Here is a 26,998-nt window from a genome sequence, read left to right as displayed (position 1 = left end):
TGTCACGATGGACCCGTGCAGACAACACCGGACGACCGGCTGCGGGTGTCGGTCCTGGGCCCGGTCCGGGCCTGGCGCGGGGGACGCGAGCTCAACCTCGGGCCGGCCCGGCAGCGGCTGGTCTTCGCGGCACTCGTCGCCGCCGGCGGACGCGTCGTCGGACGCGACGACCTGATCGCGGAGGTCTGGGACGACGCTCCCCCGGCGACCGCCGCGGGCAGCGTCTACACGTACGTCTCCGGGCTGCGCCGCATTCTTGGCCGGGAGACCCTGACCTCGGGGCCGACGGGGTACGCCCTTCGTCTGCACCCCGGGGAGCTGGACAGCGACCGGTTCACCACGACCTGCGCGGAGGCGGTGCGGCGGCACGAGGCGGGGGACCCCGCCGCCGCCGTGGCCGCGTTCGACGAGGCGCTGGGGCTGTGGCACGGCGAGCCGTACGCCGGGCTCACCGGGCACCGCCTGGAGTTCGAGCGGGCCCGGCTCGTGGACCGCCGGCTCGACGCCCTCGGCCGACGCGCCCGGATCCTGATCGAGGCGGGCGACGACGGCCTGGTGGCCGAGCTGACCGGGCTGGTCCGCGACCACCCCCTGCACGAGCCCCTGCACGAGCTGCTGGTGCTCGCCCTGCACCGCACCGGCCGGCACGCCGAGGCGCTCGATGCCTACCGGGCCGCCCGCCACGTCCTCCGCAGCGAGCTCGGGATCGAGCCGGGCGACGTCCTCACCGGACTGTACGACCGGATCCGTGGTGCGCCGGCGGCCGCCGGCGGCCGGCCCCCGACCGGAGTGCCGCCGTCCCCGACCGGGCCGGCGTCCCCGACCGGAGCGCCGTCGGACGCTCCCGGGGGCGGTCGGCTGGCCGGACGCTCCGACGAGCTGGACCGGCTACGGTCCCTGCTCGACGCGCTCGCCACCGGGCAGGGCAACGCCGTCTGGATCGAGGGCGAGCCGGGCATCGGCAAGACCGCACTGCTCAGCGCCGCGTTCGTCGACGCGGCCGACCGGGGCTGCCAGGTCGCCTGGGGCACCGCCGAGGAGCTGGACCGGTACGTGCCACTGCAGGTGGCGGCCAGGGCGATGCGGCCACCGCAACGGTCCACCGACTTTCCGGTGGCCCCGCCGCCCGCCGGGCCGCACCCCGACGGGTTCGCCGAAGCCGATCCTGCCGTGCTGGCCGAGCAGGTGCTGACCCGCGTACGCGCCGCATGTGACGTCGCCCCGCTGGTACTGGTCCTCGACGGACTCCAGTGGGCCGACCCGGCGAGCGTGCCGTTCTGGGACCGGCTGGTCGCCGCCACCCGGCGGATGCCGCTGCTGCTGGTGGTCGCGGCACGCCTGGAACCCGACGGCCACGAGCTGACCCGGCTGCGCCGGGGGGTCCGGGCCCGGCAGGGGCAGTTGCTCCGGTTGGGCGCCCTGCCGCCGGAGGTGGTCGAGCAGCTCGTGGTTCGCCTGGTCGGTGCCCCGCTCGGGCCGAACCTCGCCGAGGTGGTGTCGATCTCGGCGGGCAACCCCCTGTACGCCCGCGAGATGACCACCGCGCTGCTGCGGCGGGGCGCGGTCCGGACGACCGACGGGGTGGCCGACATCGCCGACTCCGTACCCGTCGAACTGCCCCGCCCGCTGCTCGCCGTGGTCCGGGGCACCGTGGACCTCCTCCCGTCCCGTACCCAGGACGTGCTGCGGACGGCGGCCCTGCTCGGCACGCGGTTCTCCGTCGACGACGTGGCCGCGGTGACCGGGGAGTCCCCGCTCGACCTGGTCCGCATCCTGGAGGAGGCGCTCGCCGCCAACGTCCTCGTCGGCGCCGACACGGCCCTGGCCTTCCGGCACTCCTTCCTGCGCCGGATCCTGTACGACAGCATCCCGGCCCCGGCCCGGGCGATGCTGCACCGGCACACCGCCGAGGTGTTGGACCGGGGCGGCAGCCCCGTGATCCGGGTGGCCGAGCAGCTCGTCGCGGCGACCTCGGTGGTGGACGACTGGACCGTGTCCTGGCTGGTCGACCACCGCGCCGAACTGGCCCGCGGGGCTCCGCAGCTCGCCGGCGAACTGCTCCGCCGGGTGCTCGGGACCGGACCCGCCGATCCGCGGCACCGCGCCCAGTTGCTGATCGACCTGGTGCGGCTGGACCTGCGCGCCGACCGCTGGCCGGTGGACGAGGCCCGAGAGGCGGCCGGGCTCGCGACCGACCCGGCCGAACGCGCGGAGATGCGTCATCTGCTCGCCACGATGACGTACCGGCGCGGGGACGTACCAGCGGCGATGGGCATCCTCCGGGACGCGCTGACCGACGGCGCGGTGCCCGACTTCTGGCGTACCCGGCACTGGGTGCTCCTGGCCGACCTGCGCCGGGGCGCGCTGGACGACCTCGACCGGGCCGACCGCCGGGCCGAGGTGCTGCACGCCGAGGCCCTCGCCGCGGGCCGGCCGTACGAGGCGGCCTCCGCCCTGCAGACCACCTGGCTGACCAACTCCATCCGCCGCGACCATGAACGGGCCCTGGAGTACGTCGACCGGGCGTTGGACATCATGCGGGACAACCCGGCCTTCACCGGCCTGTACCTGGACCTGCTCGACAACCGCACATTCACCCTGCACAACCTGGACCGGCTGCCGGAGGCCGAACGGACGCTGCGCGAGGCCCGCCTCTTCGCCCTCCGGCACCGGTTGCCCTCCGGCCTGCACACCGCCTCGGCGGTGCAGTACTTCTGGACGGGTCGGTGGGACGACGCGCTGGCCGAGATCAGCGCGGTCACCGACGACGTGCCCCGCAACACGCTGCTGGGCATGCGGGACCCGGTGGCGGTGGCCATGCTGCTGCACGGCGTGGCCGCGCTCGTCGCCGCGCACCGCGACGACGGGGTGCTCGCCCGTGGGCATCTGGACGCGACCGACGCCCTGCCGGCCAGCGACGCCGAGCGGGAGAGCTGCGGCTTCCTGCTGGTCGCCCGCGCGCTCGTCGCCGAGACGCAGGACCGGCCGGACGAGGCGCTGCGGGTGCTGGGCCCGCTGCTGGCGCCGGAGTACGCACCGCTGGCGGTACGGCACCAGTGGCTACCGACGGTGACCCGACTCGCGCTCGACCTCGGGCGACCCGACCTCGCGGAGCGGGCGGCGGCGATCTGCGCCGGCGAGGCGGCCCGGGAGGTGCAGCCGGCCCGGGCGTACCGGGCGGCGGCGCGCTGCCGGGCCCTGCGCACCAACGACCCGGCGCCCGTCCTCGCCGCCGCGGCCCGCTACCGCGAGCTGGGCTGGGTGACGGAACTGGCCGCCAGCCTGGAGGACGCCGCGGTGCTGCTGGCGGCGAACCGCCGCCCGCACGAGGCGGCCGTGGCCGGCGGCGAGGCGGTGGAGCTGTACACGGTGTTGGGCGCCCGCTGGGACCTGCGCCGTACCCAACGCCGACTTGCCGGGTACGGCGTCGAGCCGACTCCCGAGCGGGTGCCGGGGAAGTGCCTCGACGCGGGCTGACGCCCGCCCCCCGGGCGGGTGCTCGGGAGTCGGCCTCGACGCGGGCTGACGCCCGACCCCCGGGCGGGTGCCCGGGAGTCGGCCTCGACGCGGGCTGAGGCGGGCCGCTCAGCGCACCTCGATCTCGTACAGCGAGTAGCCGTAGTGACCGGAGCGCTCGGTTCCGGTCATCCGGACATAGCGTCCGGGTACCCGGTCGGTGCTGATCGTCACGTCGCCGCCCCGGCCGGCGCTGGTGTCGTACACCGTCTTCCAGGCGTCGCCGTCGGCAGAGATCTCCACCCGGTAGCTGACCGCGTGGGCATGCTCCCAGCGCAGCAGGACCTCGCTGATCTGCCACTGGCCGCCCAGGTCCACCATCAGCCACTGGTCGTCGCTGAACCCGCTGCCCCAGCGGCTCACCGGGTCGCCGTCCACGGCGTGCGCCGGCACCCACGCCGATCCCTCGCTGCTGGAGGCGGTGACGCGCCGGCCGAGGGCCAGGTTGCGGCGGCTCGGGTTCGTCGAGGCCTGGACGGCCAGCGGGGTGGGCGAGGGCCCGTCGTCGGCCGCCGGCCGGCTCGTCCGGGTCTCGCTGCTCGACGGCGACGCGCTCTCCTCCGGCGGTCGGGCCGGGCTACCGGAGTCGGAGGGGGTCGGCGCGGGGGATTCGGCCAGCGTGGTGTTCGGCAGGTGGGCCGTGGTCCGGGGGGTGTCGGTGCCGTTGACGGTGCCGTAGACGAGCGCCGCCCCGCCGAGCACCAGCACGGCGACCAGGGCACCGACCAGCGTCCGTCTCGTGCCGGCCGCCCGCCGGGTCGGCGGTGTGGTGGCCGGCTGTGGGGTGGCCGGTGGCGGGGTGGCCGGTGGCGGGGTGGCCGGCAGTGCCATGGTCGGCGGCGCCGTGGGCTTCCCGGCGGCCGCCGGCCGCTGCTCGGACGGCCCGGCCAGGAGCATGGCGACCAGTTCCTGGGCGGTCGGCCGGTCGGCCGGGTCCTTCGCCAGCGCGCGGGACAACGGCTCCCGCAGGGACTCCGGGATGCCGTCCAGGTTCGGCGGCTGGGTCAGGATGCGTCCGGCGGTCGCGGACGGCGAATCGCCCTGGAACGGCGTCCGCCCGGTGCCCGCGTAGGCGATGACGCAGCCCCACGCGAAGATGTCCGCCGCCGCGGTCACCGGCGTGCTCGGATCCCCGGAGAACCGCTCCGGCGCCATGTAGGCGACGGTGCCGACCATGACGTCCGGCCGGGTGTGCAGGCTGGTCGCGTCGACCGGCCGGGCGATGCCGAAGTCGATCACCTTCGGGCTGCCCGGCGGCAGCAGGACGTTGTCCGGCTTGAGATCGCGGTGGATGACGTCCGCGCCGTGGATGCCGGCCAACGCGGTGGCGACCCCCACCGCCAGCGAGTGCAGGGCACCGCCCTGCAGCGGCCCCCGCTCGGAGACCACCTCCTCCAGGTTCGGCCCGTCGACGTACTCGACGACCAGATAGGGCGGATCGTGGTCGAGGTCGGCGTCGACGAACTCCGCCGTGCAGAAGGGCGGCACCTGCCGGGCCCGCTCGACCTCGCTGCGGAACCGGCCGACGAACTCCAGGTCCGCGGCGAGCGCGGCGTGGATGAGCTTGATCGCCACGAAGGTGCCGTCGTCGGTCTCGGCGAGGTACACCACACCCATACCGCCCACGCCGAGCCGGCCGACCAGCAGGTAGTCACCCAGCCGTTCGGGATCGTTCGAGCTCAGCGGACTGACGCGGTACGCAGTGTCCACTATGTCTGTCTCCAAGGGGCGAGTCCGCGACGCGCCACGATTGACGACGCCTTACCAGCATCCGGTATACCAGGTCCCCAGAGGACACCCCGGAGGCGCTTCCCGGAGCACGTCGACCGGCACCCCCGGCCGGCACGCCCTTTCCGCAGGTCCCGCCCTGGTCAGACCAGTCCCGGCAGGGCGGCGAACCGACGCGACGCCGCCGCACCGACCGACCGGCGACGGCCGACCGTCGCCCACCGCTCGACACAGCGGTACAGCGAGGTCAGCGCGAGATCGTCGAAGGGCCCGTGCGCACGGACCGGTTCGTCGGCGGACAGTTCCCGCAACAGGACCCGGCCGCGCTCGTCCCCGGTGGGCTCCGTCACCTCCAGCACCTTGAACCGGGTACCGGGCAGGAAGAGCACCCGGCCTTCGACATACTGGTCGTCCGCCGGCTCCAACAGCCCGGTCCGGCGGGCCGTCATCGACCAGAGCAGCACCTCCACCGTACCGGGAAGATCCACCGGGGGCTCGATCAGCGCGTGCGTGAACGCCCGGTCGGTCAGCACCCCCGCGCCCGGATCTCGTGGAGTTCATCACCGGTGAGCGTGGCCGCCGCACAGGTCCCGCCCCGGTGCGACGGCAGCCGGCTGATCCCGGCGGCCACGCACCGCGCGAACAGGACCTGATCGTTGTGCCCGCCGCCACGCAGGGCCTCGTCCACCTCCGCTCCGAGGGCGGACAGATAGAGGCGTACGGCGACCGCGTCGGTCAGCGCGTCCTCGTCCGGGCTCAGCCGGGGGTGTTCGGACAGCACCCGGGAAACCGAACTGGCGGCGGCGTCGAACTCCCGACCGAGCCGTCCGCGCAGCCAGGTCCGCTCGACGTCGAGGCCGCGCGCGGTGGGCAGGCCCCGCGCCTGGAGGGCGGGGGCAGTCTGGAACCGCAGGGCGGGTCGGTCGACCGGAGCCGTCCCGGACGGTTCTCCGGCAGCCGCGTCACCGCTGCGCGATGCGACCGTCGACGTCGGCTCCTGCGCCGCCTCGGGTGCGTCGCCGGTCGGAGCCACGAGCGGCGGCGCGGGCAGGACCGGGGGCGGGGGCGGCAGGAACGTCGAGGGTGGGGGCGGCAGCGACGTCGGGGACGATGGGGCCGCCCCGGAGGACGGGGCCGCCGGCTCCCGAGCCGGCAGCGGGCCGACGACGGGCCGACCGGCCGGACGTGGAGGCGCCGCGACGGAGGGCGGACCGGCCGGACGCGATGGCGGCGCGACGGCGGTCCGGGTGGGCGCGTCGACGAACACGGACTGCTCCCAGAGCGGTGTGTCGACGGCGTGGTCCGCGGCACGGCCCGGCATCCGCGAGGTGAGGACGGGCAGGTTGGTCACGGTCCGTTCGCCCCGGCCCGGTGCGCGTTCCACCGGACCGAGTCGCCCACCGGCCGGACGGCCCGACCGGGTACCGAGCAGCCCGGCGGCCGGCGAGGACGGGCCGGACTCCTCGGCCAAGGCAGGGCCGGGCTTCCTATCCGGGGCCGGGCCCGGTGGTGGTGCCGGCGGCACCACGGCTGGCGCGGCCAGGAACTCTCTCGCGGCGGGGTGCAACTCGCCCGCCGTGGGCGGTGGCGGGATCGGCGGGTCGGCCGGCCGCGCCCAGGACGGAGACTGCACGCCGGCGACCCCCCGGCCGGCGAGCGCCTCGGCCGGCGGCGGGGCGACGTCGATCGCCTCGTCGAGGGCGAGGTCGGCGGCGGTGAACCGGTAGGTCAGCCCGTCCCCCAGCGTGCCGGCGGCAGCGGTCGGCCGCTGGCGGCGGACCGCCACGGCGGAGGCGAGTTGGAGGGCACTGCGGGCGCGGGTGGGTGGGTCGAGCCGGGCGGCCAGGTCCTCGGCGAGTTCCCGCAGGCGCGCCACCCGGGCGGGATCGCTGTCGTCGATGATGAGGGCGTGGGCGGCCGGGTCGGCGGCGCGGGCACGGATGCGATCGGCGTTGCGCGTCGGCCCGGTGCCCCGGATCCAGAGCCCGGACTGGACGATCTCGACGACCGCGTCGTCCGTGTAGCCGTAGGTGCGGGGGCCGACGGCGGCACCGAGCAGCGTCGGTGCCTGGTGGTGCAGGATGCGGGGCATCGCGGCCGGCGCGGTGGGCCGGCTCCGTGGGGTGAAGCCGAGTTCGCGGACGAGAAGGTGCCAGCCGAGGCGGCCGTCCTGCGTGACGGTGTGCATGTGCGGCCGGTCGGCTCGACCCACGGGTATGCCGGCGAAGCAGACGACCGGGGCCTCCAGCAGGTCGGCGAGCCGCTGGCCGAGCGGTTCCCCGGCGGGGAGCTGGACCGGGCCGTACTGCACGAACCGGGCGTACTGCCGGTGGGCGGGCGCGAGGCCGCGCCAGAAGCGGGCGACGTCGTCGAGGGCCAGTGGCGGCGTACCGGGGCAGCCGAGGACGACGGTCATCGCCGCGCGCTGGCAGGGGACCGCGGCGACCAGCCACCGCCAGCGGTCGCTGACCAGGGCCGGGTCCCGGGTGTCCCGGATCCAGACGCCGGCGGGGATGGGCTCCACGGCGCCGACCGCGCTGGTCGCCACGAACTCGGCGGCGGCGTCGTCCCAGGGTGGAGCCGGGTGACGCTTCGCCTCCGGGGTCGGCGGGCGGCCCGGGCGGTAACGCACCCAGCCGCTGGCCTGCCCCGCGTGGGCGAATAGGGTACCGGCCGCCCCTCGGATAAGCCGGCCGTGCGGGGTGACGACGGGACGGCGCAGCCGGTCGGAGAGCCACTGGGCGGCGAGCGCGGCGGTGTCGTGGTGCGCGCCGCAGACGACGAGCCGGATGCCGCGCCGACGCCGCCGCAGCGCCTCCGCCACCGACTTCCAGATGCCCACCGGAAGGTCGTCGTGCAGGTCGAGGACGACGATCTCGTTGTCGGGGTCGTCGGCGACCGCCAGGGCCACCGCCCGCGCCTCCGAACTGATCCGTTCCCGGGCGTGCAGGACCAGGGCGTTCCCCACGGTGTGCCGGAAGACCGTGACGGACGACCGGTCACGCAGGGAGCGCAGCAGGCCCACTCGACTGCCCCTTCCTCGCAACGCACGGCGATCTGCCGGCGGCATGGCCGGAGTCCATCAGGGAACCCGCCCGGGTGGAAGGGCGACCGTGATGGTCTGCCCGGCCCGACCGTGGTTCTTGCCCGCAACCCCCGCGCGTCCTTCGTGGCGTGGCGGTGCATGGTGATCGTTAGTTGTTCCGCCGTTGTAGGTACGGCGTGTCGAGTTGCTGGGCAGCAGACGATCACGGGTGTCGTGGCGGTTTGCCGGGGAAGGACCCCAAGGGTGTTGGGGTCCACAGCGGATTCAACGTGGGGCGTGACAGTGGTATCGGGCCGGCGCGTGTAGTTGCCGCTGGCGGTGCTGGCTTCGACCGCGGCGCGGCGGGCGGTGCCTTCCATGGGCCCAGGCCCGCAGCAGCCCTGAGCGCTGCCTGGCCACGGCGAGCAGTTCGGCACTGCTCACGGTCAGTGGAGATTGATCTCGATCGGCCCCATCTTGTCCCGGGCGAGCGCGGCGGCGTTCGCCCCGGCGGCCCGGATCGACTGGGTGATCGCGTTCTGCAGGGCGGTCACGTCACGGTTGTCGAAGACGACCGGATCGACCTGGACCGCCTTCACCTGGCCGAGGCCGCTGGCCAGCACGACGACCGTGCCGTCCGCGGAGCGGCCGGTGACCAGGGCGTGCCCGAGCTGCACCTGCGCGGTACGCATCCGCTGCTCGAACGCTTTCCCCGCCGCCACCAGTTCCTCGATCGTGGCTTGCTGTGGTTCCGACATGACATCTCCTCTCAGCCGACCGCCGCGAGGCCGCCGGAGCGGCGGATCCCCACGACAGCCGGAGCGTGGCGGCCGACCAGCCCGTTCAGGTCGGCCAGCGCGAGGGTGCGGGACCCGGTGGCCCGGGTCAGGCTCCGCGAGAGCTGGTGGGCGGCGCGGACCGTGCGGTCGGGAAGCTGCCCGACGAGCCCGGCCAGGGCGGCACGCACGTCGTCGGGGACATCGTGGCCGTGCCGGACCAGGTGCCGTACGACGATCTCGGCGAGTTCGGCGACACCGAACTCGGGGATTTTCCACTCCTGGCCGAACACCTCGGTGAGGCCGGGCACCACCGCACCGAGGCGGGTGAGCGCGGACGGCTCGCCGAGCAGGATCACCACGGGGTCGCCCAGACCGGCGCGCAGCTGCGCGACGAGCGACTCGACGATCTCCGGGCCGCCGTCGTCCTCGACGTAGTCGATCAGCAGGGTGCCGCCGGCCGCGTCCTGCAGGGCGGCCCGGACCAGGCTCGGGGTCTGGCCGGGCCACTGCGGCGCGAGTTGGCCGGCGGTGGAGACCCGGACCAGCTGCCCGACCGGCACCAGGTCCAGTTCGGACAGGCCGGCCGCGTAGTGCCGGGCGAACTCGCTGCGACCGCTGCCGGCGGCCCCGGCGAGCAGGACGTTGCCGTGCCGGCCGTACGAGCGGCGCCGGTTGCGCAGCTCGCAGAGGCGCAGCAGGGTCGCGCCGACCGCGTCGCGGACCTCGGGCGCACCGAGCAGGCGGCAGACCCGCTGCCAGCTCTGCGAGGCGTTGATCGCGCCGGTCGGGTTGCTGGCCGCGTCGGTGGCGTTCCGCTGCTCGACCGGCAGCTCCTCCAGCAGCCGCAGCTCCGGGGCGAGATCCTCGGCGACGAGCCGGTTGATCTCGGTGTCCTTCGTCGGCGGGGTGGTGGCCAACCGGGACGCCTGGTTGTTGATCATCGCCTCGAAGAGTTTGCGGGCGACCCGACCGTTACCGAACGTGGAGTTGCGCGGAACCCGCTCGAAGTACGTGGTCAGCGCGTCGGTCGCGTCGTCGGTCAGCTCGTAGTAGTGCTTGCGGCACAGGTTCGAGGTGATGGTGACCAGTTCCTCGACCGAGTAGTTCGGGAACTCGATCGTCCGGGTGAACCGGGAGGCGAGACCGGGGTTGGACTCGAGGAACTTCTCCATGAGTTCGGAGTACCCCGCCACGATCACCACGAGATCGTCGCGGTGGTCCTCCATGATCTTCATGAGCGCGTCGATGGCCTCCTGGCCGAAGTCCGGGCCGGAGCCGCCGGAGCCGGCCGAGAGCGTGTACGCCTCGTCGATGAAGAGCACACCGCCGATCGCCTTCATGACCAGTTCGGTGGTCTTGATCGCCGTCGAGCCGATGTACTGGCCGACCAGGTCCGCCCGGGCCGCCTCGATCATGTGCCCCTTGGCGAGGATGCCCAGTTCCGCCAGGACCGAGCCGTAGAGCCGGGCGACCGTGGTCTTACCGGTGCCGGGCGGGCCGGCGAATACCAGGTGGCGGCTCATCGGCGGCATCGGCAGACCCATCTGCTGCCGGACCTGCGCCATCTTGATCAGGTTGATCAGCGCGGTGACCTCCTGCTTCACCCCGCGCAGCCCGATCAGGCTGTTCAGCTCGCGCAGCGGTCCGCTCAACTCGTCCTCCGCCTCCTCCTCCCCGGAATCGGTGTCCGGGTCGGGCGACCGCTCGGGGGCGTACCCGGACGGGGGTGCCGCCGGAGAGACGGGGGCCGCGGACCGGGCGGCCCCGCCGGTGGTCAGCGACACCACGGTCAGCTGGGCGTCGTCGGCCCGGCGGAGGTCCTCGCCGCCGCTGTCGCGGATCACGCACCGGGTGATCGAAACCGGCTCGGCGGTCTCCACGTCGAACCCGGCGGCGCCGCTGTCCAGCACCTCGCAGTCGGTGAAGCTGCCCTGGGCGCCGCGCTCCAGCCGTACCCCCGCCCGGCCGGCGCCGCGCACCCGGACCTGGCCGGCGGTCACCGTGCCGGCCGCACCGACCCGCAGGCCGTCGCCGCTGGCGTCGATCAGCTCGGTGTCGCGCAGCCGCAGGTCCCCGTCTCCGGTCACCTGGAGCCCGGCGCCGTGCAGCACGGCCGACTGCAGGGAGAGCGCCGCACCGGCACCGACCACGACGCAGGTGGCCGCCGTACCGGTGAACCGGGCCTCGCGGATCGTGCCCCGCGCCGACTCCCCCAGTTCGAGCGCGTTGGCGCCTCCGGCGTCGAGCACCAGGTCGGCGCCGTTGACCTCGGCACCGGCCTGCACCAGCAGACCGGCTCCCGTGGCCACGGTGGCGCGCATCCGGTGCACGGTCATCGACGCCGCGCCGGTGACGACCGCCGCGTGCCGGCTGCTGCCCCGGACGGTCATCCCCTCGAAGCTCGGCGCGCTCTTCGCCTCGACGGTCACCCCGACCGGCGAGTCGACGAAGTGGCAGTCGGCGAACGTCGGCCGCGCCTCGCCGGTGACGTGTGCGGCGCTACGTCCCGCCGAACCGAAGGTGCAGTGCTCGAACCTCGGGGCGGCGCCACCGGCGATGTGCACGGCCTGCAACGCCGCGCCGGTGAACTCCGAGTGGGTGACGACGACGTCGACCTCGCCGCGCATGAAGACGTCGACGTTGCCGCTCTCCCGCACGCTGAGCTTGTTGATCCGGGCGTGGCCCCGCTGTTCCACCACGAGCGCGGGCTTGCCGGCGCCGACGATGTCGAACTGCTCGACGACGACCCGGCCGTCCCCGTTGACGCAGATGCTGTTCGCCCCGGTCTGCTCCGCGCGGCAACGCCGCAGCGTCACCGCGCCCCGGTCGCTGACCACGATGCCGGAGGTGGCGACCTCCCGGACCACGGTGTCCTCGACCGTGCTCGCGCCCGGTGAGGTGACCACGATCCCGGCCCCCGCCGAGGAGCGGATCTCGCAGTGCCGCAGCGCCAGCGTGCCCTCCAGCCGGGCGAGCAGCGTCACCCAGGCGGCACCGCTGATCCGGCAGTCGTCCAGCGCCGCCTCGCCGGCGTAGACGTCGACCGCGGCCAGCTTCGGGTCGTCGCTCGACAGCGTGATGCCGCGCAGGTGGGCACCCTCCCCATGGACGGTGAGGACGGTGCCCTCCTCCACATGCACCTCGACACTGCCGCCGGACTCGGCGCTGATGGTGATCCGGTTGCCGACGACCAGCTTCTCGACGTACCGGCCGGGGTGCACGGTGATGGTGGCACCGGGCTCGGCGCGGGCGATCGCCGCGCCGATCGTCGGGAAGGCACCGGGCCGGCCGCCCCCCACCGTCAGGACCTGTCGACTCATCGGCGGGTCACCCCTTCTCCGCGATCGGCGACCGTACGAGGCCGGGAAGCACGCCGAAGCGGCCGACCGAGGCGGGGCCGATACGTTTCCGACCGTCGATGCCGCCCCACCGGTCGAGGCTGCGACGCATCGACGTAACGGCCAGTTCGTCGAGCGAGAGCCGGTTCGGGTCGACGCGGCCGTCATCGTCGACCTCGTTGGCGCCGATCTCGCGGAGCAGGATGGTGCCGCGACGGTCCCCGGCCGGCTCCGCCAGCTCAAGGATCTTGAAATGGGTACCGGGCAGGAAGACCACCCGGTCGTCGACGCGCTCCTCCCCCTCCGGCTCCAGCAGAGCGGTACGGCGGGCGGTCATCGACCAGATCAGCAGCTCGGTGTCGCCCTCCTGACCCGCGCAGGGCGCGGTCAGCATGGTGACGAAGCTCCAGTCGGTGACCAGGCGCCGGTCCCGGTACAGCGCCCACTCCTGCGCACGCGGGGTGATCCGCGCGACCGTGCTCCCCCGGAAGGACGGCAGGCGGGAGAGGCCGGAGACCGCGCAGCGGGCGAGCGGCACGTGTGGACCGTTCGCGCCTGCGCGCAGGCCCGCGTCGATACCGGCTCCCCGACCGGTCAGAAAGAGCCGGGTCGCCACGGAGTCGACGAGGACGTCGTCCGGGGTGCTGGCACCGGCGGCCTTCATGCCGGGGTGCTCGGACATGATCCGGGAGACCGAGCTGGCCATGGTGTCGAAGTCCCGGCTCAACGAGCGGCGCAGCCAGGCCCGTTCCTCGTCCAGGCCACGGCGGGGCAGCAGTGCGGAGGCGTTCGCCTCCGCCACGGGTTGCAGCCGGACGCCGGGGGGCGCGGTCGCCGGGGCCGGCTCCTCCAGCCGGCCGGACGCCTTTCCCGGGCCAGCCTTCTCCGCCGGGTCAGACTCTTCCGCCGCCGGGACGGACGCCTTCGCCGGACCAGACGCCTCGGTCGGGACGGACGCCTTCGCGGGGACGGGCTCCCCCGCCGGGGCAGATCCCACGGGCGGGACAGACGGAGCCGGTGGGGTCGGTGGAGTCGAGGGAGCCGGTGGGGTCGGTCCGGCCGGCGAGGTGGGTCCGTCGGGACGGGCGGGCTCGACGCCCTGATCGGGTCCGTCGATCGAGGACTCGGTCGGGATCTGCACTGCGGCCGGTGGGGGCGGCGGCAGCTCGACCGCTGGCTCCACCGGCGGCTCGACCGCTGGCTCCACCGGCGGCCCGACCGACGCGTCGACCGCCGGCTCGACCGGCTGCCCCATGACCGGCTGCTCCACGACCGGCTCGACCGGCACGTCGACGGGGGTGTCGACGGGCGCGGCGGGGGCGGGCAGCTCCGAGACGCCCCGCGGACTCACCAGCGTCGGCCCGCCGTCGACCTCGGACGACACCGCGGCCGACGACACCGGCACGGCCGGCGGCTCCACGGCGGCCGGCGGCTCCGCAACGACCGGCGGCTCCGGGGCCACCCGTGGCTCCGGGGCCGTCGGCGGCACGGCCGGCAGGGCGATCGGCGCCACCGGCTCCGGGACCACGACCGTCGGGACCGGCGGCGGCGGAAAGACGGTGACCATCGTGGCCGTCGCGGCCGGCCAGGACAGGATCGCCGTCGGCTCCCCGCCGTTCGGTTCCGGCCGCGGCCCGGACGTCAGGACCGCCTGGGCCCGGCCGCCCGATCGGCGCTCCGGCACCAGCACCGACGCCGGGACCAGGCCGCTGGCCTGCCCCAGGTCGCGTTCGATCCGGGCGGCCAGGTCCTCGGCCAGTTCCCGCATCCGGGTCGCGCGCCCCGGCGACGTGTCGTCGAAAACCATGCTGCCGCCCTCGGGGTCGAGCGCCGCGCCCCGGATCCGTTCCGCGTTGCCCGGCTCATCCGCCGGGCGGATCCAGAGTCCGGCCTCGACCACCTCGACGACGGCGTCCGGGGCGTACCAGTAGACCCGGGGGGCGATCTCCTCCGCGCCGCGCAACGGCCCACGGTGGCTGAGTACGGCGGGACGGCGGGCCCGCGAGTTCGGGTGTGCCCTCGGCACGTAGCCGAGTTCCAGGGCGAACGGTGGCCATCCGAGGACGCCGTCGGCGCGTACGGTCCGGATCTCGACCTTGCCGGGCGCACCGATCGGGACCCCGGTGTAGCAGACGATGTTGGTGTTCAGCAGGTCGGCGAGGGCCTGGCCGAACGCCTCGCCCTCGGGCATGCGGACGTCGCCGTACCGCACGAAGCGGGCCCGCATCCGGCTGTCCGGGTCGAGGTCGCGCCAGAAACGCACGACGTCGTCGAGCGGGAGCGGCGCGGTACCCGGGCAGCCGAGCAGTACCGTCATCGTCTCCGGCTGGCACGGTACGTCGGTGACGAGGCGGTGCCGGTGGTCGGCGGTGACCTGCGGCGCGCGGACGTCGTGGATCCAGACGCCACCGGGCAGGGGCTCGATCTCCCCGGTGGAGCTGGAGGGCCGGCGTTCGGTCGCGGCGGTGTCCCACGACGGTGTCGGATACCGCTTGGAATCCCAGGCGGGCGGCTTGCCGGGGCGGAAGCGCACCCAGCCGCTGCCCGGCTTGGAGTGCACGAAGAGCCCGCCGGCCGCGCCCCGGACAAGGTCGCCGTCCGGCGCGATGACGGTGCGGTTGAGCCGCTCCGACAGCCACTGCCCGGCCATCGCCGCCGTCTCGTGCCGCTGTCCACAGGCGACCAGCCGGATGCCGCGACGGCGGCGCGGCAGCACCCCGGCCATCGACTCCCACGAGCCGATCGACATGCCGCTACCGAGGTCGAGGACCACCACGTCGTTCTCGGCGTCCGCCACGACCGAGAGCGCGAGCGACTGCGCCTCGCCGCTGATCTCGTCCGGGTGGTGCAGGACGAGCGCGTTGCCGACGGTGTGCCGTACCACGTCGCCCGGGTCGGGCCGCCCGCCGCGTAGCAGGTCTCGGATGAATGCCATGGACAACTACCCCCTTGCCGGACCGGTGACGGCCGTACGGCTGAGCACGGGACCTTGCGGCAGCGCCGCCAGCAGTTCCCTCGGGAACGGGACGGCCGCCGCCGAGTTGAGCTTGAGCGCGGCGAGCGTGTCCGCGCCGGTGATCCGGTGGGCGACGCCCCGGTCCGAGATGAACGCCACCTCGGCGGGGCCGGCCGCCTTGGGAACCGGGGTCACCGTCATGCCGGAGCCCGGTTCGGCCAGCACGGTCGGCTGACCGTCGTCGCCCACCCCGGCCGAGTGCCGGTCGGTGAGAACGACCTCACTGGCGACAGAGTCCGCACCGACCGGTCGCTGGCGGACGCAGAGCACCTGGCCGCCGGGGTCCCGCCACTGGAATCCGGTCAGGTCGGGCAGCCGGCCGGTGAGCGTCCGGTCGCCGGAGCGTGGGGCACCGGCGACGGCGGCGGCGTCCAGCTCCACCGGCGGTTCTTCGCCGCGTACGGCGGCGAGGGTGAACTCCATCCGGTCGACCGGGGCCAGCCCGTCCGTACGGAGCACGAAGAGCTGCTCCTCACCGGCGGCCGGTCGCTGGCGGAAGAGCGTGCCGACCGGGTGGGAGCGACCGCCCACCCGTGGGCCGGCGCGGCCGGCGTCGGGGATCGGCGCCGGGCCGAGGGTGACGCCGGTCGGCAGCCAGTCCAGCCACCCGGCCGGGGCCACCGCCGGCCGGGCGTTCGCGGCACCGAGCGCGACCAGCACCGAGTCGTTCGCCACCGGGAACTTGTACGGCCCGGCGAGCAGGTAAGTCCGGTCCTGCGGGCCGCGTACCACCGCGAAGGTCCGGTCGGCCAGCGGTGTGGCGGGGGCGTTCGGGTCGAGGTTGACGCCGAGCCCGGGGCCTGGCCGGTCCACGACCGAGCCGGGCAGGCAGGCCAGCCACGGGCCGGTGACCAGGTCGCGGGCGGCGGGTACGGTCTGCGGCGCGTCGGGGAGGCCGAGCTCCGGGCCGCGCGGGAGATCCTTCAACGAGTTGCCGGAGATGAGCTTCACCGAGGCCGACGGGCCCTGCAACAGCATCGCGGAGGTCAGGTTCGACATCGGGTACAGCACGCCGTCGCGGTAGATGTACCGGGTGCCGCTCTCCTTCTCCACCAGGATCACGCCGGCCTGCTGGTACGCCTTGCTGCCGCCGGGGACGAGCCAGCCGTAGACGGCGAACCCGCCACCGAGCAGCAGGACCAGCACGATCCCGACCACCAGCCCGGTCAGGGCCCGCTGCCCGGGGATCCGTGCGCTGGTCGGGTCGCCCTCGACGAGGGCGGAGCTGAGCCGCCCCATCATGAAACTGTGGGCGTGGACGTGATCGCGTTGGGTCTGCACGGCGGCTACCCGAAAAGTCCACGGGCCCAGGCGTAGAACCCGATGATCTGTGCCAGGATCGGGAGCACGGCGACACCGGTGGTGACGTCGAAGAAGGTCGCCGAGTACTCCCAGAACGGCAGCATCCGCCGGGGCCAGGGCCGCAGCGCCGCCAGCACCAGCGGCACCAGCAGCGCGACGAGGGAGCCGAGCAGCACCCAGCGGCCGGACGGCGACACCATGTCGGAGAGCTTCATGACAACCATGACGACGCCGACCGTACCGGCGACGACGAGCGCGATCCGCTGCCAGAGCCCGAGGAAGGTACGCGCGCGCAACAGGATTGCACTTGCGACCACCAGCACGAAGGTCCACCCCGCCCAGCCGGTCACCTGCATCGTGAAGTGGAAGAGCACCGGCAGGACCACCGCCGACGCGATCATCGCCACGGCGAGGTAGGTGTCCGCGTCGTCGGTGCGCTGCCCGACCTGGTCGGGTTGGGCCGGCTCGATGTCGTACGACATGTCTTCGCTGTTCCTCGGCAGCTGCGGCCCGCGCAGTCGGGAGATCTTGACCGCCATCCGGGGGGCCAGCACGATCATGAGGAAGATCAGCGCGACCGCCGTGGCAGCGGTCCGTGGCCCGGTCATCCCGCCGGCCGCGTGCAACAGCAGCGCCAGCGTGGTGAACAGGCCCACCATCCCGATCGCGAGGAACGGCCGGACCGGCAGGTGCGCAGCGATGGTGCGCTGGGCGAGCAGCAGGAGCGCGGCGACGACGAGGAGGGCGACGGCGGCGGCGAGAACGGCCGCGCCGGTCACCGCGATGCGCTCCGGGTCGCCGTCGACCGCGCTCGACGCGGCGAGCGCCGCGAAGCCCGCCGCGCCGCCGCCGAAGAGCAGCGAGAACGCGCCGTCGTCCAGGCGCCGGCCGCAGACCAGCGCCGTGGCCAGGAACAGCAGGCCGATCACGCCGGCCGCCACCACCTGCGGCAGGACCGGGCCGTACGCGGTGAGCACGGCGGCGACCGTCCCCATGCCGACGACCGACAGCAGCAGGAACAGGCTCCGGCGGTGCTCGGGCTGCCAGCGGTCGTCGCGCCGGTTGACGACGATCGCCACCCCGTCGGCGAGGTCGTCGAAGTCGAGTTCGGGCAGGGGACTCTCGGCCGGGCGCAGGTGGAGTTCCTCGCCCTCCAGCCAGTCGAGGCTCTCCGGCGTACCGGTCAGCTCGAAGGGTGCCTGGCCGAGACGCTGCAGGACCCAGGCCCCCTCGGCGGCGTCCGGCTCGGTACGGTGGCCGGGCTCCGTGATCTGCTCCACCAGCAGGGGCAGCAGGGCGGCCACCGTGGTGGTGGCCGGGACCGCGAGGTCGACCCGGCGGACCGGACCGATCACGGTGATCCGGCACAGTTCGGCGTTGAGTGTCGCAGTCACCCGCGCACCCCTCTCATGCGACGTGTCCGGTCTGGATCAGCTTGACGCCACGACGGGTGACCAACTGGGCGCGTCCGGGCGGCAGCCGGCGCGGGGCCGCCTCGCCGAGGAACCTGCCCTCTTCCTTCGGATACGACAGCAGGGTGGCCGGGGTGCCCAGCTCCCACATCCGGCGCAGAACCGGGTCCATCATGGCCCGCATCGCGCCCGAGGTGCTGCGGGCGACCACCAGGTGCAGTCCGATGTAGACGCCCTGCGCCAGCAGCGGCAGCACCGGGTCGAGCGCCGAACCCGGCCCCGAGGACCGGGTCATCAGGTCGTAGTCGTCGACGATCAGGAAGAGCTCCGGGCCCTCCCACCAGTCCCGGCGGCGCATCCGCTCCGAGGAGACGTCCGGGCCGGGGAGCCGACGGTCCATCGAGACCGAGGTCTGCCCGGCCAGTTCGTAGAGCTTGTCGCCGGTGAAGCCGAAACCGACCTGGTAGTCGGCGGTGATCGCGGTGTCCAGGTCCCGGCGCGAGTCACCGAGGAGCACCTTGGCCTGCTCCGGGGTGTAGTGCTGTTGGATGGCGCGCAGCACCAGCCGGAGCATGTTCGACTTGCCGGTCTCGTTGTCCCCGAGGACCATCAGGTGCGGGGTGACCAGGAAGTCGTGCCAGACCGGGGCGAGACGCTGCTCGTCCAGCCCGAGGCAGACCTTGAAGGTCGGCTTCGGCGCCGGCAGGTTCTCCACCGGGAGGTGGGTGGGGAGCATCCGTACGCCCGGCGCGGGCGGTCCGGTCCAGAAGGTGGCGACCTCCTCGACGGTCGACTTCGTCGCCTCGGCGAGGTCGTCGACACTCGAACTGCCGTCCATCCGGGGCAGCGCGGCGAGGAAGTGCAACGCGCCCTTGGTCAGGCCCCGGCCCGGTTGGTGCGGCACGGTCGCCGCCTTGCGGGAGCCGACGTCGGACTCCATGGAGTCGGCGAGGCGCAGCTCCAGCCGGGTGCCGAGCAGGTCCCGCAGCCAGGTCCGCATCTCCGACCACCGGGTGGCGGAGACGATCACGTGGACGCCGAAGGACAACCCCCGCGAGGCCAACTCCTGGAACTTCGTCTCCAGGTCGGCGAAGTCCTGCTTCATCGTGTACCAGCCGTCGACGACCAGGAAGACGTGTCCGTACGGGTCGTCGATCTCGCCGCGGGCGCGGGCGGCCAGGTAGGCGCTCACCGAGTCGAGGCCACGGTTGGCGAACTCGTACTCGCGCCGCTCCATGACCTGCCAGACCTCCTCGATGGTCCGGACCACCCGGTCCCGTTCCATCCGGGTGGCGATGGAGCCGATGTGCGGCAGTCCGGCGATGGAGGCAAGACCGCCGCCGCCGAAGTCGAGCCCGTAGAACTGCACCTCGCGCGGGGTGTTGGTGAAGGCCAGCGCGAGGATCACACTGCGCAGCAGGGCGGACTTGCCGCTCTGTGGCGCACCGGCGATGCCGATGTGCCCGTCCGCACCGCTGAGGTCGATGGTGAGCAGGTCGCGGAGCTGCTCGGCGGGCCGGTCGACGATCCCCACCGGGACCCGCAGCCGCCCCTGCGCGTTCGGGTCGTCGACCGTCATCCCGCGCAGCGGATCCGGGACGACGCTGGGCAGCAGCGTGTCCAGGCTGGGTGCGGCGGACAGCGGCGGCAGCCACACCTGGCGGGCCGGCGGACCGGAGCCGGCGAGCCGGTCGAGCAGCACCTCGGCGAGGCTCGGACCGGTCGCGGCGTCGGGCTCCTCCTCGGTCTCCTCGACCGGCCCGGCGACGCGGACCCGACCGGGGTCGTGTCGGACGTCGACCTGACCGGTGACGAACGGGACGACCTCGACGGCGGCCCGCCGCTCCTCCTCCTCGACCCCGCCGATACGCCCGGCACCCTTGTACGGCCCGGAGACGTACGCGGACTTGAACCGCACCAGGTTGGTGGTGTCGACCTTCAGGTACCCGTTGCCGGGCTCGGGCGGCAGCTCGTACGCCTTGCCGACGCCGATCACCGACCGGGACTCCATCGACGAGAAGGTCCGCAGCGCCAGCCGGTACGACAGGTGGCCCTCGACCCGGTTGATCCGTCCCTCGTCGAGGCGTTGCGAGGCGAGCAGCAGGTGCACGCCGAGCGACCGGCCGAGCCGCCCGATGGAGACGAAGAGGTCCATGAACTCGCCCTTGCTGGAGAGCAGCTCGCTGAACTCGTCGACGACGATCAGCAGGACGGGGAACGGCACCAGGTGGGCGCCGGCGGCCCGGGCCTTCTCGTAGTCGAAGAGCGAGGCGTAGCCGCTGGCCCGCAGCACCTCCTGGCGTCGGGTCATCTCGCCGTTGAGCGCGTCCTGCATCCGGTCGACCAGGGGCAGTTCGTCGGCGAGGTTGGTGATGACCGCCGAGGTGTGCGGCAGCTTCTCCATGCCGATGAAGGTCGCGCCGCCCTTGAAGTCGACCAGGACCAGGTTGAGGATCTCGGAGGAGTGGGTGGCGGCGAGCGCGCAGACCAGGGTACGCAGCAGCTCGCTCTTGCCGGAGCCGGTCGCGCCGATGAGCAGGCCGTGCGGTCCCATGCCGCCCTGCGCGGACTCCTTGAGGTCCAGCTCGATGACCTCGCCGCCCTCGGTGACCCCGATCGGTACGGTCAGCCGGTTGCGTTGCGGGGCGCGGGTACGCCACGACGCCTGGACGTCGAAGGTGCGGGCGTCCCGGATGCCGAGCAGGGTGGTCAGCTCGAAGTCGCTCTCCAACGGCTCCTCGGCCACGTCGAGGGTGCCGCTGGTCCGCTTCGGCGCGATGATCCGGGCCAGCGCCTCGCACTCGGTGACGCCGAGCCGGTCGGGCCGCGCGGACCCGACGCTCTCCCCGGCGGGGAAGCTCACCCGCTCCCCGTCCAGGGTCAGCCGCAGCACCCTGGGTCCGCCGGGCATCTGGCCGCTCAGGTCGAGCAGGACCACGTTGCGGATACCCGCGCCGAGCAGGCGCGAGCTGTCCGGCAGGTCGGCCAGGTGCGCGACGATCACCACGAACGGCTCGGTCGAAGACGGGCGGGCCTCCCGGTCGTGGTCGCCCCGGTCGGCGATCTCCGGGCCGAGCAGGTCGACCAGGTCGTCGTGGGTACCGGCGAAGAGGCGGACCGGGCCGGCGGCGTCGAAGGCGGTCGGGTGGGCGTTGTGCGGCAGCCACTTGATCCAGTCCCACTCGCCCCGGTGCACCTCCGGCGCGAGCACCGCCACCCGCAGCTCGTCGGGGGCGTGCAGGGTGACCAGGGCGGCCACCATGGCCCGGACCAGGTCGATCGCCTGGTCGGCCGCCCCCTCGAACTCGACGCTGGTGAAGCTGCGCAGGCCGACCGAGGTCGGGATGCCGAAGACCGTGCGGTACGCCTCGGAGAAGCGCCGCAGCGAGATCGAGGAGAGCGGCTCCAGGTCCTCGATCGGTTTGGTCTGCGGGGGCAGGAACCGCAGCATCGCGTTCTGCCGGCCGAGCCCGATCCGGACCCGGCCGAAATCGTCGTGGCTGGGCCGTCGCTCCCAGATCCGGCTGCTCATCGCCACCGACCACAGCCACTCCGGCTGCGGGTTGTTCCAGACGACCGCCTGGCGCTGCTCCTCGGCCGCCTTGCGGGCCTGCCGGCGGAGCTGGGCGATGTAGCGCAGGAAGTCCCGGCGTTCGCCACGCATCTGACGCTTGCGCTCGGCGGCGGTCCGACCGATCTGGATGACACCCATCAGCAGCATGCCGACGGCCATCGCGCCGCCCATCACGTACATGATCGGTGCGCGGTTGTAGAGCCCGAACATGGCCATCATGGCCCCCATGCCGAGACCCATCGGCACGATCATGGCGAACGACCGGAAGTCGAGCGGTGCCTCCTCCGCCATCAACGGCGGCTCCTGCAGCTCGACCTCCCCTTCCGGGTTCGCGGGGCCGGCCGCACGGGGTGGCCGTTTGACGGTGACGGTGCTCATGCCAGCGCCTCCCCGGTCAACCGAGCGTTCCCGGGCCGGCCCCGGCGCCGCCCCACGCCGAGTCGTCCTGACGCAGCAGCCCGACCGCGTACCGGTCGGCCCGCCGCTCGGCCGGGAGGTACCCGTCCTCGTCGTCGGCCGGCTTCTCGGCCCGGCGCTGGGCGGCCTCGCGAGCCTCGGTCTCCTCCCGCGCGCGCCGGGCGGCCTCGTCCATCTCCCGTTGCCTCTGCCGCATCAGCTCCAGCCGCTCGGCACGGGTGTACTCCGGCCCGCCGCACCGCATCGGCCTCGCCTCGGGGACCGGTGCCGCCGGCCGCCCGCGCTTCCAGGCCTTCAACGGGGTCGGCTCGATCTCGTCACGCATCCTTCGGCTTCTCCTCCCGCTCGGGCTCGTGGCCGTGCAACCACCAGGCGCCGTCGACGTCGTCCCAGCCCGAGGTGTCGGCGACGTCCTCCGCCGGTCGCACGACCGGCACCCGGTCGTGCGACGGCGGTGCCACCGGTGCGGTCCCGGCCCAGACGACCTCCTCCTCCCGGAGCAGCTCCGCGGCAGCCGGCCGGTCGGCCGACTCGCGGTCCCCGGCACCGACCGCCACGAGGGGTACGCCGAGGAGGACCGCCATGGCCTCCGGCACGGTCGGCGGGTCCACGTCCGCCGCCGACGGTGACCCGCCGTCCGGTGGCACCGACGGCGACCGCCGCTCGGTGACCGGCCCCGGGCCACCGGCCCCGACGGTGGCCGGGACGGCCGGTTCGTCGGGGGCGTCCCCGGGTCGCCACTGCTCCTCCTCCGCCGTGACCAGCGCTGCGGCGTCGGGCCGCTCGGGGGTTCGCCGGTCGGGCGCGGCACCCGGCATGCCCGGCATGCCCGGCATGCCCGGCATGCCCGGCATGCCCGGCATGCCCGGCGCGCCCGGGAGTTCGTGGCCGGCGGTCCGCCCGTCGTCGGGTACCTCGACCGGGGCGGTGTCCAGGCCGACACCGCCGGCCCGGACCCCGGCGGGCGCCTCGGGGTTGACGGGCGCGTCCGGGCCGGTGGCCGCCCAGTCCTCGGCGTCCCCCTCGACCAGGCCCGCCGCGTCCGGCCGGTCCGGCTGGTTGCTGCCGCCCGTTCCCGCCCCGGGCGCCCCCGGGGCTCCGGGCATGGGCGGCACACCGGCGACGGGCACGGTTCCGGTACCGGGCAGGCCGGACGACGGTACGGGGCGGCCGGACGGGTCGCCGAGGCCCGCACCACCGGGGTTGGTCCCGCCGGGCGCGTCCGGCACGTCCACCCCACCGGTGGACGGCTGCCAGTCCTCCAGTTCACCATCGACCAGACCGGCCGAGTCCGGGCGGTCCGGAACACTCCCGCCGGAGCCGGCACCCGCCCCCGGCGAGCCCGGCATGCCCGGCATCATCGGCGCCCCGGGCCCCGGCAGACCCGCCCCCGGCGGCACCTGACCGATCCCGGGAACGTCACCGAGACCCGCACCACCGGGGTTGGTCCCGCCGGGCGCGTCCGGGGCACCCACCCCGTCGCCGGGGGTCCAGTCCGCCGGGTCACCGCCTACGAGGCCGGAGGAGTCGGGGCGTTCCGGCGCCGATCCACCGCCGCCGAGCCCGGAGCCGGGTGCGCCGGGCGCACCGGGCATCATCGGCGGCACCGGCGCACCGGGCGGAGGCTGGACGCCACCGGGGATCCCGCCCGGATCGGGTACCTCCGGCGGGTCGACACCGGCACCCGGGTCGGGCACTGCGGGCGGGACGACGCCGGGGCCCGGGTCGGGCACTGCGGGCGGGACGACGCCGTCCGGCGGTCGGGCACCGTTCCCCGGTCCAAGGCCTCCCGGCGCCGGTCTGACCGGCGGCGGCACCTGACCTGGGTTGTTGCCGCCGACCGGCGGTGGCGCGACCGGCGGTGGCGCGACCGGCGGGGGCGCGACCGGCGGCGGTACCCGACCGGGGTCGTTGCCGCCGGGTATCGGGCTGTTCGGCGCGGGCGTAAGGACCGGCGGTACGAAGCCGCCGGGGCCGCCACCGCCTTGGCCCGGGTCGGTGACCGGCGGGGTGTCGAACCCGGGCAGCCCGTCGCCCGAGGGCGGGTCGGTGACGACCGGGGTCTCGAAGTCCGGCCCATCGCTGCGGCTGAAGCTACCGGGGCCGGCGTCTGGGTCGGTGATGGGCGGTGCATCGAAGCCGGGGGGATCCGACAACGGGGGCGGCTGATTCTCTGGAGTGTCCGCCGACGGATCCGGGAGCGGATCCGGGTCGGGAATCGAGTCCAGCTCCGGGTCCGGAATCGGGTCCGGGTCGGGAACCGGATCCGGGTCCGGAATCGGGTCCGGATCGGGGATCGGGTCCGGATCGGGAATCGGATCCGGCTCCGGATCGGGGATCGGTTCCGGGTCGGGAATCGGGTCCGGGTCGGGAACGTCGTCGGGGCTGAGGCTGCCGTCCCCGTTGGGCGAAAGGACCTTCGGGACGGTCACGTCGTACTCGCGCGCCAGCGTCTGCGCGACCTCGAGCATCTGGTTGGTCATCGGCCGGGCGAACCGTGTGGAACTGATCGCCACGTTGCCACCGTCGGTGCGACCGGCACCGTCGGCGGCCGCGATCTGCGCCCAGGCCCGGTCGAGATAGTCCATCTGCTCCTGGGCCCAGTGCAGGTAGGAGGAGTTCTTCATGAGCTGGTTCGGCAGGGACTCCGACTCGGGCATGGCCGGACCGCCGCGCAGTCGCTCCGCCTGGTTGGCGAGGAACTTGGCGTACCAGTCCATCTTCGCCAGGAAGGCGTTCGCGGCCGTACCCTGCCACGACTTCTCCTCACCGGCGATGCCGTGGGCCTGCGTGCTGATGAACTCCGACACCCAGTCCAGCGTGTTCACCGCCTGTTGGAAGGCCCCGGCCGCGTCGGCCAGGCTCTGGGCGCTGACCAGACCGGCGGCGTGCTCCTCCCCCGCCTCGGTCTCGATCGCCGACCCGCCGTTGACCGCGGCCTTGATCCGCCGCCAACCGGGCGGATCGCGCTGGGCCCAGGTCTCCAGGTCGTTGAGCTTGCTGGGGTCCGGCGGGGGAGGAAACGTCGCCACAGGGTCGGAGTGGTGTGTCCACTCCTGCTCGTCATCGTCATCGTCATCGTTTGACATTGACCATCCACACCTGTTCGCACACTTACGGGATCCACCAGAATGTGTCGCCGGAATCGTCCGGCGGACGCGCTACTGGTCGTCGTCCGATTCGCTGTCGCCCGAGTCGTCGTCGCCCGAGTCGTCGTCTTCGTCGTCGTCTTCGTCGTCGCCCCCGGAGCCGTCCGTGGAGATCTGACCGAAGTCGTCCGTGTTCTCGATGTATCCCCACGAGTCGCCCATGGCGTCGGCGAACTCCGACTCGGTCATCTCGTTGAACTCCCTGGTCCGCTCCTCGAGATCGTTGCCGGTGAGTTCGTTGCCCTCCTCCGTGCGCTCGTAGGAGCTCGCCAACTGCAGCAGGTTGTCGCTGAGGGAGGCGAGCGTCCAGTGCACGTTGCGCAGCAGCCCCCGGGTGTCACCGACCAGGCCCGAGTCCGGCTCGCCGATCTTCTCCCGCATCACTTCCGCCCGGGCGAACATCCCGGGACGGACGTCGAGGGTGTTGAGCCTCTTCCTGGCGTCCCACAGCAGCCCGCCGCCGAGCCAGACGACCTTGTCGATCTGCTTGACGAAGTGCCGGATGGCCTCCGTACTGACCTTCAACTCACCGTTCTCGTTGTCAGTACCGGTGTAGATGGTGACGCCCGGCTCCTCGATGTCCCCGTCGATGTCGTACTCGTCGGGCTCCTGGTACTCGTCGTACGAGACGTTGCTCTCGTCCGAGGAAGTCTCCTCGTACTCCTCGACCAGGGCCTTCCACTTCTCGTAGGGGATGACCTCGTTCTTGTACCACTCGTAGGCGGCCCGTTCCTCGTCGCTGTAGTTCGACCAGTCGACGTCGCTCGAGTACGTGTTGTCGTTGTAGTTTCGCTGGATCTCGGCCTTGACCTCGTCGATGACCGCCTGGATCCAACCGTCCGGATGCTGGTCCGGAAAGCCTTCGATCTCCCCGTTGTTGAACCTGTCGAGAATGCCGATCTGGTCGATGGCCTCTTCGTTGGCGTAGCTGAAATCGATGCCCATTCGTCCTCAACCTCTCAGCGGGCCATCGTTGCGGGGGTGAAGCTGGAGGGCCTACCGGCTGCCGGGGCACACCCGCCCGGCAGCCGGCGGGCGGTTCAGCCGCCGCGGACGTCGTTCCAGATCTTGGTGTGCCGCGACTCGGTCGACCCGTAGTTGTCCGAGATCGCCAGCAGCGTCCGACGCGCCTGCTCCAGGTGGACGCTCATGTCCTGCGCAGACCTGTTCCATTCGGCCTTGGCCACGTAATAGCTGCTCTGCGCGTCACCGGTCCATTCCTGGAGGCTCCGCTCGACGTTGCGCTCCATCTCGGCCAGGGCACTCACGATGCGCCCGTTGATCTGGTTCATGTCGTAGAGGGTGGCGTCGGCCTGGTTGAAGTCGAAACGGAAGTTGGACACCGTCAGGTCCTTTCTGGAAAACGGATGGGTGACCGGTGGTGCGGTCAGATGCCGGGCAGCGCCGCCCCGAAGTTCCTGGCGGTCTGCGAGGCCTCGTCCTCGGCGGCCCGGTAGCCGGTGGTCGTGACGCCCATGACGTCCATCATGTTGATCAGCTGGTTGATGATGTTCTGGAAGGACCGCTCCCAGTTGTCCATCGCCTGGTTGAAGCTGTTGGAGGCGTCGCCCCGCCAGCTCGCCTGCAGCGTGGCCATCTCACTGTTGACGCTGCGCAGGTGACCGGTGAACTCCTGGGTCTTGGCGGCGAACTCGGTGGCCGCCGCCTGCATACCGGGGTCGGTGGTCTGCACCACGGGCATGGTCACAACGACATTCCTCTCTCGTACGTCAATGGGGTGA

15 protein-coding genes are annotated in these 26,998 nt (G+C 73.4%); 1 reads left to right on the top strand and 14 read right to left on the bottom strand.

What is annotated here, in order from left to right:
- Positions 1-15: 15 nt before the first annotated feature.
- Positions 16-3,477, top strand: coding sequence for an ATP-binding protein (locus Prubr_RS21265; protein ID WP_212816667.1), 3,462 nt, complete (start codon positions 16-18; stop codon positions 3,475-3,477).
- A gap of 108 nt (positions 3,478-3,585) precedes the next feature.
- Here the strand turns inward: Prubr_RS21265 and Prubr_RS21260 are convergent, their stop codons facing one another.
- From Prubr_RS21260 to Prubr_RS21195, 14 genes are all read right to left on the bottom strand, one after another.
- Entirely contained in the window at positions 3,586-5,226 is a 1,641-nt protein-coding gene (locus Prubr_RS21260) for a protein kinase domain-containing protein (protein WP_212816666.1), read from the bottom strand.
- Positions 5,227-5,387: 161 nt separating this feature from the next.
- Positions 5,388-5,777 (bottom strand): hypothetical protein, encoded by a 390-nt coding sequence (locus Prubr_RS21255; protein ID WP_212816665.1) that lies wholly within the window; start codon positions 5,775-5,777, stop codon positions 5,388-5,390.
- The gene (locus tag Prubr_RS21250; RefSeq protein WP_212816664.1) at positions 5,771-8,269 is read right to left on the bottom strand and encodes a hypothetical protein; all 2,499 of its coding nucleotides are present in this window, start codon (positions 8,267-8,269) and stop codon (positions 5,771-5,773) included. The genes Prubr_RS21255 and Prubr_RS21250 overlap by 7 nt, the downstream gene beginning before the upstream one ends.
- A gap of 446 nt (positions 8,270-8,715) precedes the next feature.
- Entirely contained in the window at positions 8,716-9,027 is a 312-nt protein-coding gene (locus tag Prubr_RS21245) for a YbaB/EbfC family nucleoid-associated protein (protein ID WP_212816663.1), read from the bottom strand.
- 11 nt (positions 9,028-9,038) lie between these two features.
- A complete protein-coding gene (locus tag Prubr_RS21240) occupies positions 9,039-12,368 on the bottom strand; it encodes a right-handed parallel beta-helix repeat-containing protein (RefSeq protein WP_212816662.1) in 3,330 nt (1,109 codons plus the stop codon).
- Between the two features lie 7 nt (positions 12,369-12,375).
- Positions 12,376-15,321, bottom strand: a complete 2,946-nt coding sequence (locus tag Prubr_RS21235) for a hypothetical protein (RefSeq protein ID WP_212816661.1) — start codon at positions 15,319-15,321, stop codon at positions 12,376-12,378.
- Positions 15,322-15,327: 6 nt separating this feature from the next.
- Positions 15,328-16,683 carry a type VII secretion protein EccB gene (eccB, locus tag Prubr_RS21230; protein ID WP_212816660.1) on the bottom strand — a complete coding sequence of 452 codons (1,356 nt, stop codon included), beginning with the start codon at positions 16,681-16,683 and terminating at the stop codon, positions 15,328-15,330.
- A 5-nt stretch (positions 16,684-16,688) separates the two neighbouring features.
- A complete protein-coding gene (gene eccD / locus Prubr_RS21225) occupies positions 16,689-18,098 on the bottom strand; it encodes a type VII secretion integral membrane protein EccD (protein WP_212816659.1) in 1,410 nt (469 codons plus the stop codon).
- Between the two features lie 13 nt (positions 18,099-18,111).
- A complete protein-coding gene (gene eccCa, locus Prubr_RS21220) occupies positions 18,112-22,068 on the bottom strand; it encodes a type VII secretion protein EccCa (RefSeq protein WP_212816658.1) in 3,957 nt (1,318 codons plus the stop codon).
- A gap of 16 nt (positions 22,069-22,084) precedes the next feature.
- Entirely contained in the window at positions 22,085-22,432 is a 348-nt protein-coding gene (locus Prubr_RS21215) for a hypothetical protein (RefSeq protein ID WP_212816657.1), read from the bottom strand.
- Positions 22,425-25,196: a hypothetical protein gene (locus Prubr_RS21210; RefSeq protein ID WP_212816656.1), complete on the bottom strand. Its 2,772-nt coding sequence runs from the start codon at positions 25,194-25,196 to the stop codon at positions 22,425-22,427. The genes Prubr_RS21215 and Prubr_RS21210 overlap by 8 nt, the downstream gene beginning before the upstream one ends.
- A 72-nt stretch (positions 25,197-25,268) precedes the next feature.
- Positions 25,269-26,201, bottom strand: coding sequence for a hypothetical protein (locus Prubr_RS21205; protein WP_212816655.1), 933 nt, complete (start codon positions 26,199-26,201; stop codon positions 25,269-25,271).
- Between the two features lie 95 nt (positions 26,202-26,296).
- Positions 26,297-26,599 (bottom strand): WXG100 family type VII secretion target, encoded by a 303-nt coding sequence (locus Prubr_RS21200; protein ID WP_212816654.1) that lies wholly within the window; start codon positions 26,597-26,599, stop codon positions 26,297-26,299.
- 44 nt (positions 26,600-26,643) lie between these two features.
- Positions 26,644-26,964, bottom strand: coding sequence for a WXG100 family type VII secretion target (locus Prubr_RS21195; protein ID WP_212816653.1), 321 nt, complete (start codon positions 26,962-26,964; stop codon positions 26,644-26,646).
- Positions 26,965-26,998: the final 34 nt, after the last annotated feature.

The organism is Polymorphospora rubra, assembly GCF_018324255.1.
GTDB classification, from domain to species: Bacteria; Actinomycetota; Actinomycetes; order Mycobacteriales; family Micromonosporaceae; genus Polymorphospora; species Polymorphospora rubra.
The sequence above is the reverse complement of the archived record's forward strand: the minus strand, read 5'-3'. Positions and strand labels throughout refer to the sequence as shown.

Coding starts and splice junctions, on each gene's coding strand:
- Prubr_RS21205 (WP_212816655.1), bottom strand. CDS start 26,201: ATGGGCATCGATTTCAGCTACGCCAACGAAGAGGCCATCGACCAGATC.
- eccCa (WP_212816658.1), bottom strand. CDS start 22,068: ATGAGCACCGTCACCGTCAAACGGCCACCCCGTGCGGCCGGCCCCGCG.
- Prubr_RS21245 (WP_212816663.1), bottom strand. CDS start 9,027: ATGTCGGAACCACAGCAAGCCACGATCGAGGAACTGGTGGCGGCGGGG.
- Prubr_RS21240 (WP_212816662.1), bottom strand. CDS start 12,368: ATGAGTCGACAGGTCCTGACGGTGGGGGGCGGCCGGCCCGGTGCCTTC.
- Prubr_RS21210 (WP_212816656.1), bottom strand. CDS start 25,196: ATGTCAAACGATGACGATGACGATGACGAGCAGGAGTGGACACACCAC.
- Prubr_RS21215 (WP_212816657.1), bottom strand. CDS start 22,432: ATGCGTGACGAGATCGAGCCGACCCCGTTGAAGGCCTGGAAGCGCGGG.
- Prubr_RS21235 (WP_212816661.1), bottom strand. CDS start 15,321: ATGGCATTCATCCGAGACCTGCTACGCGGCGGGCGGCCCGACCCGGGC.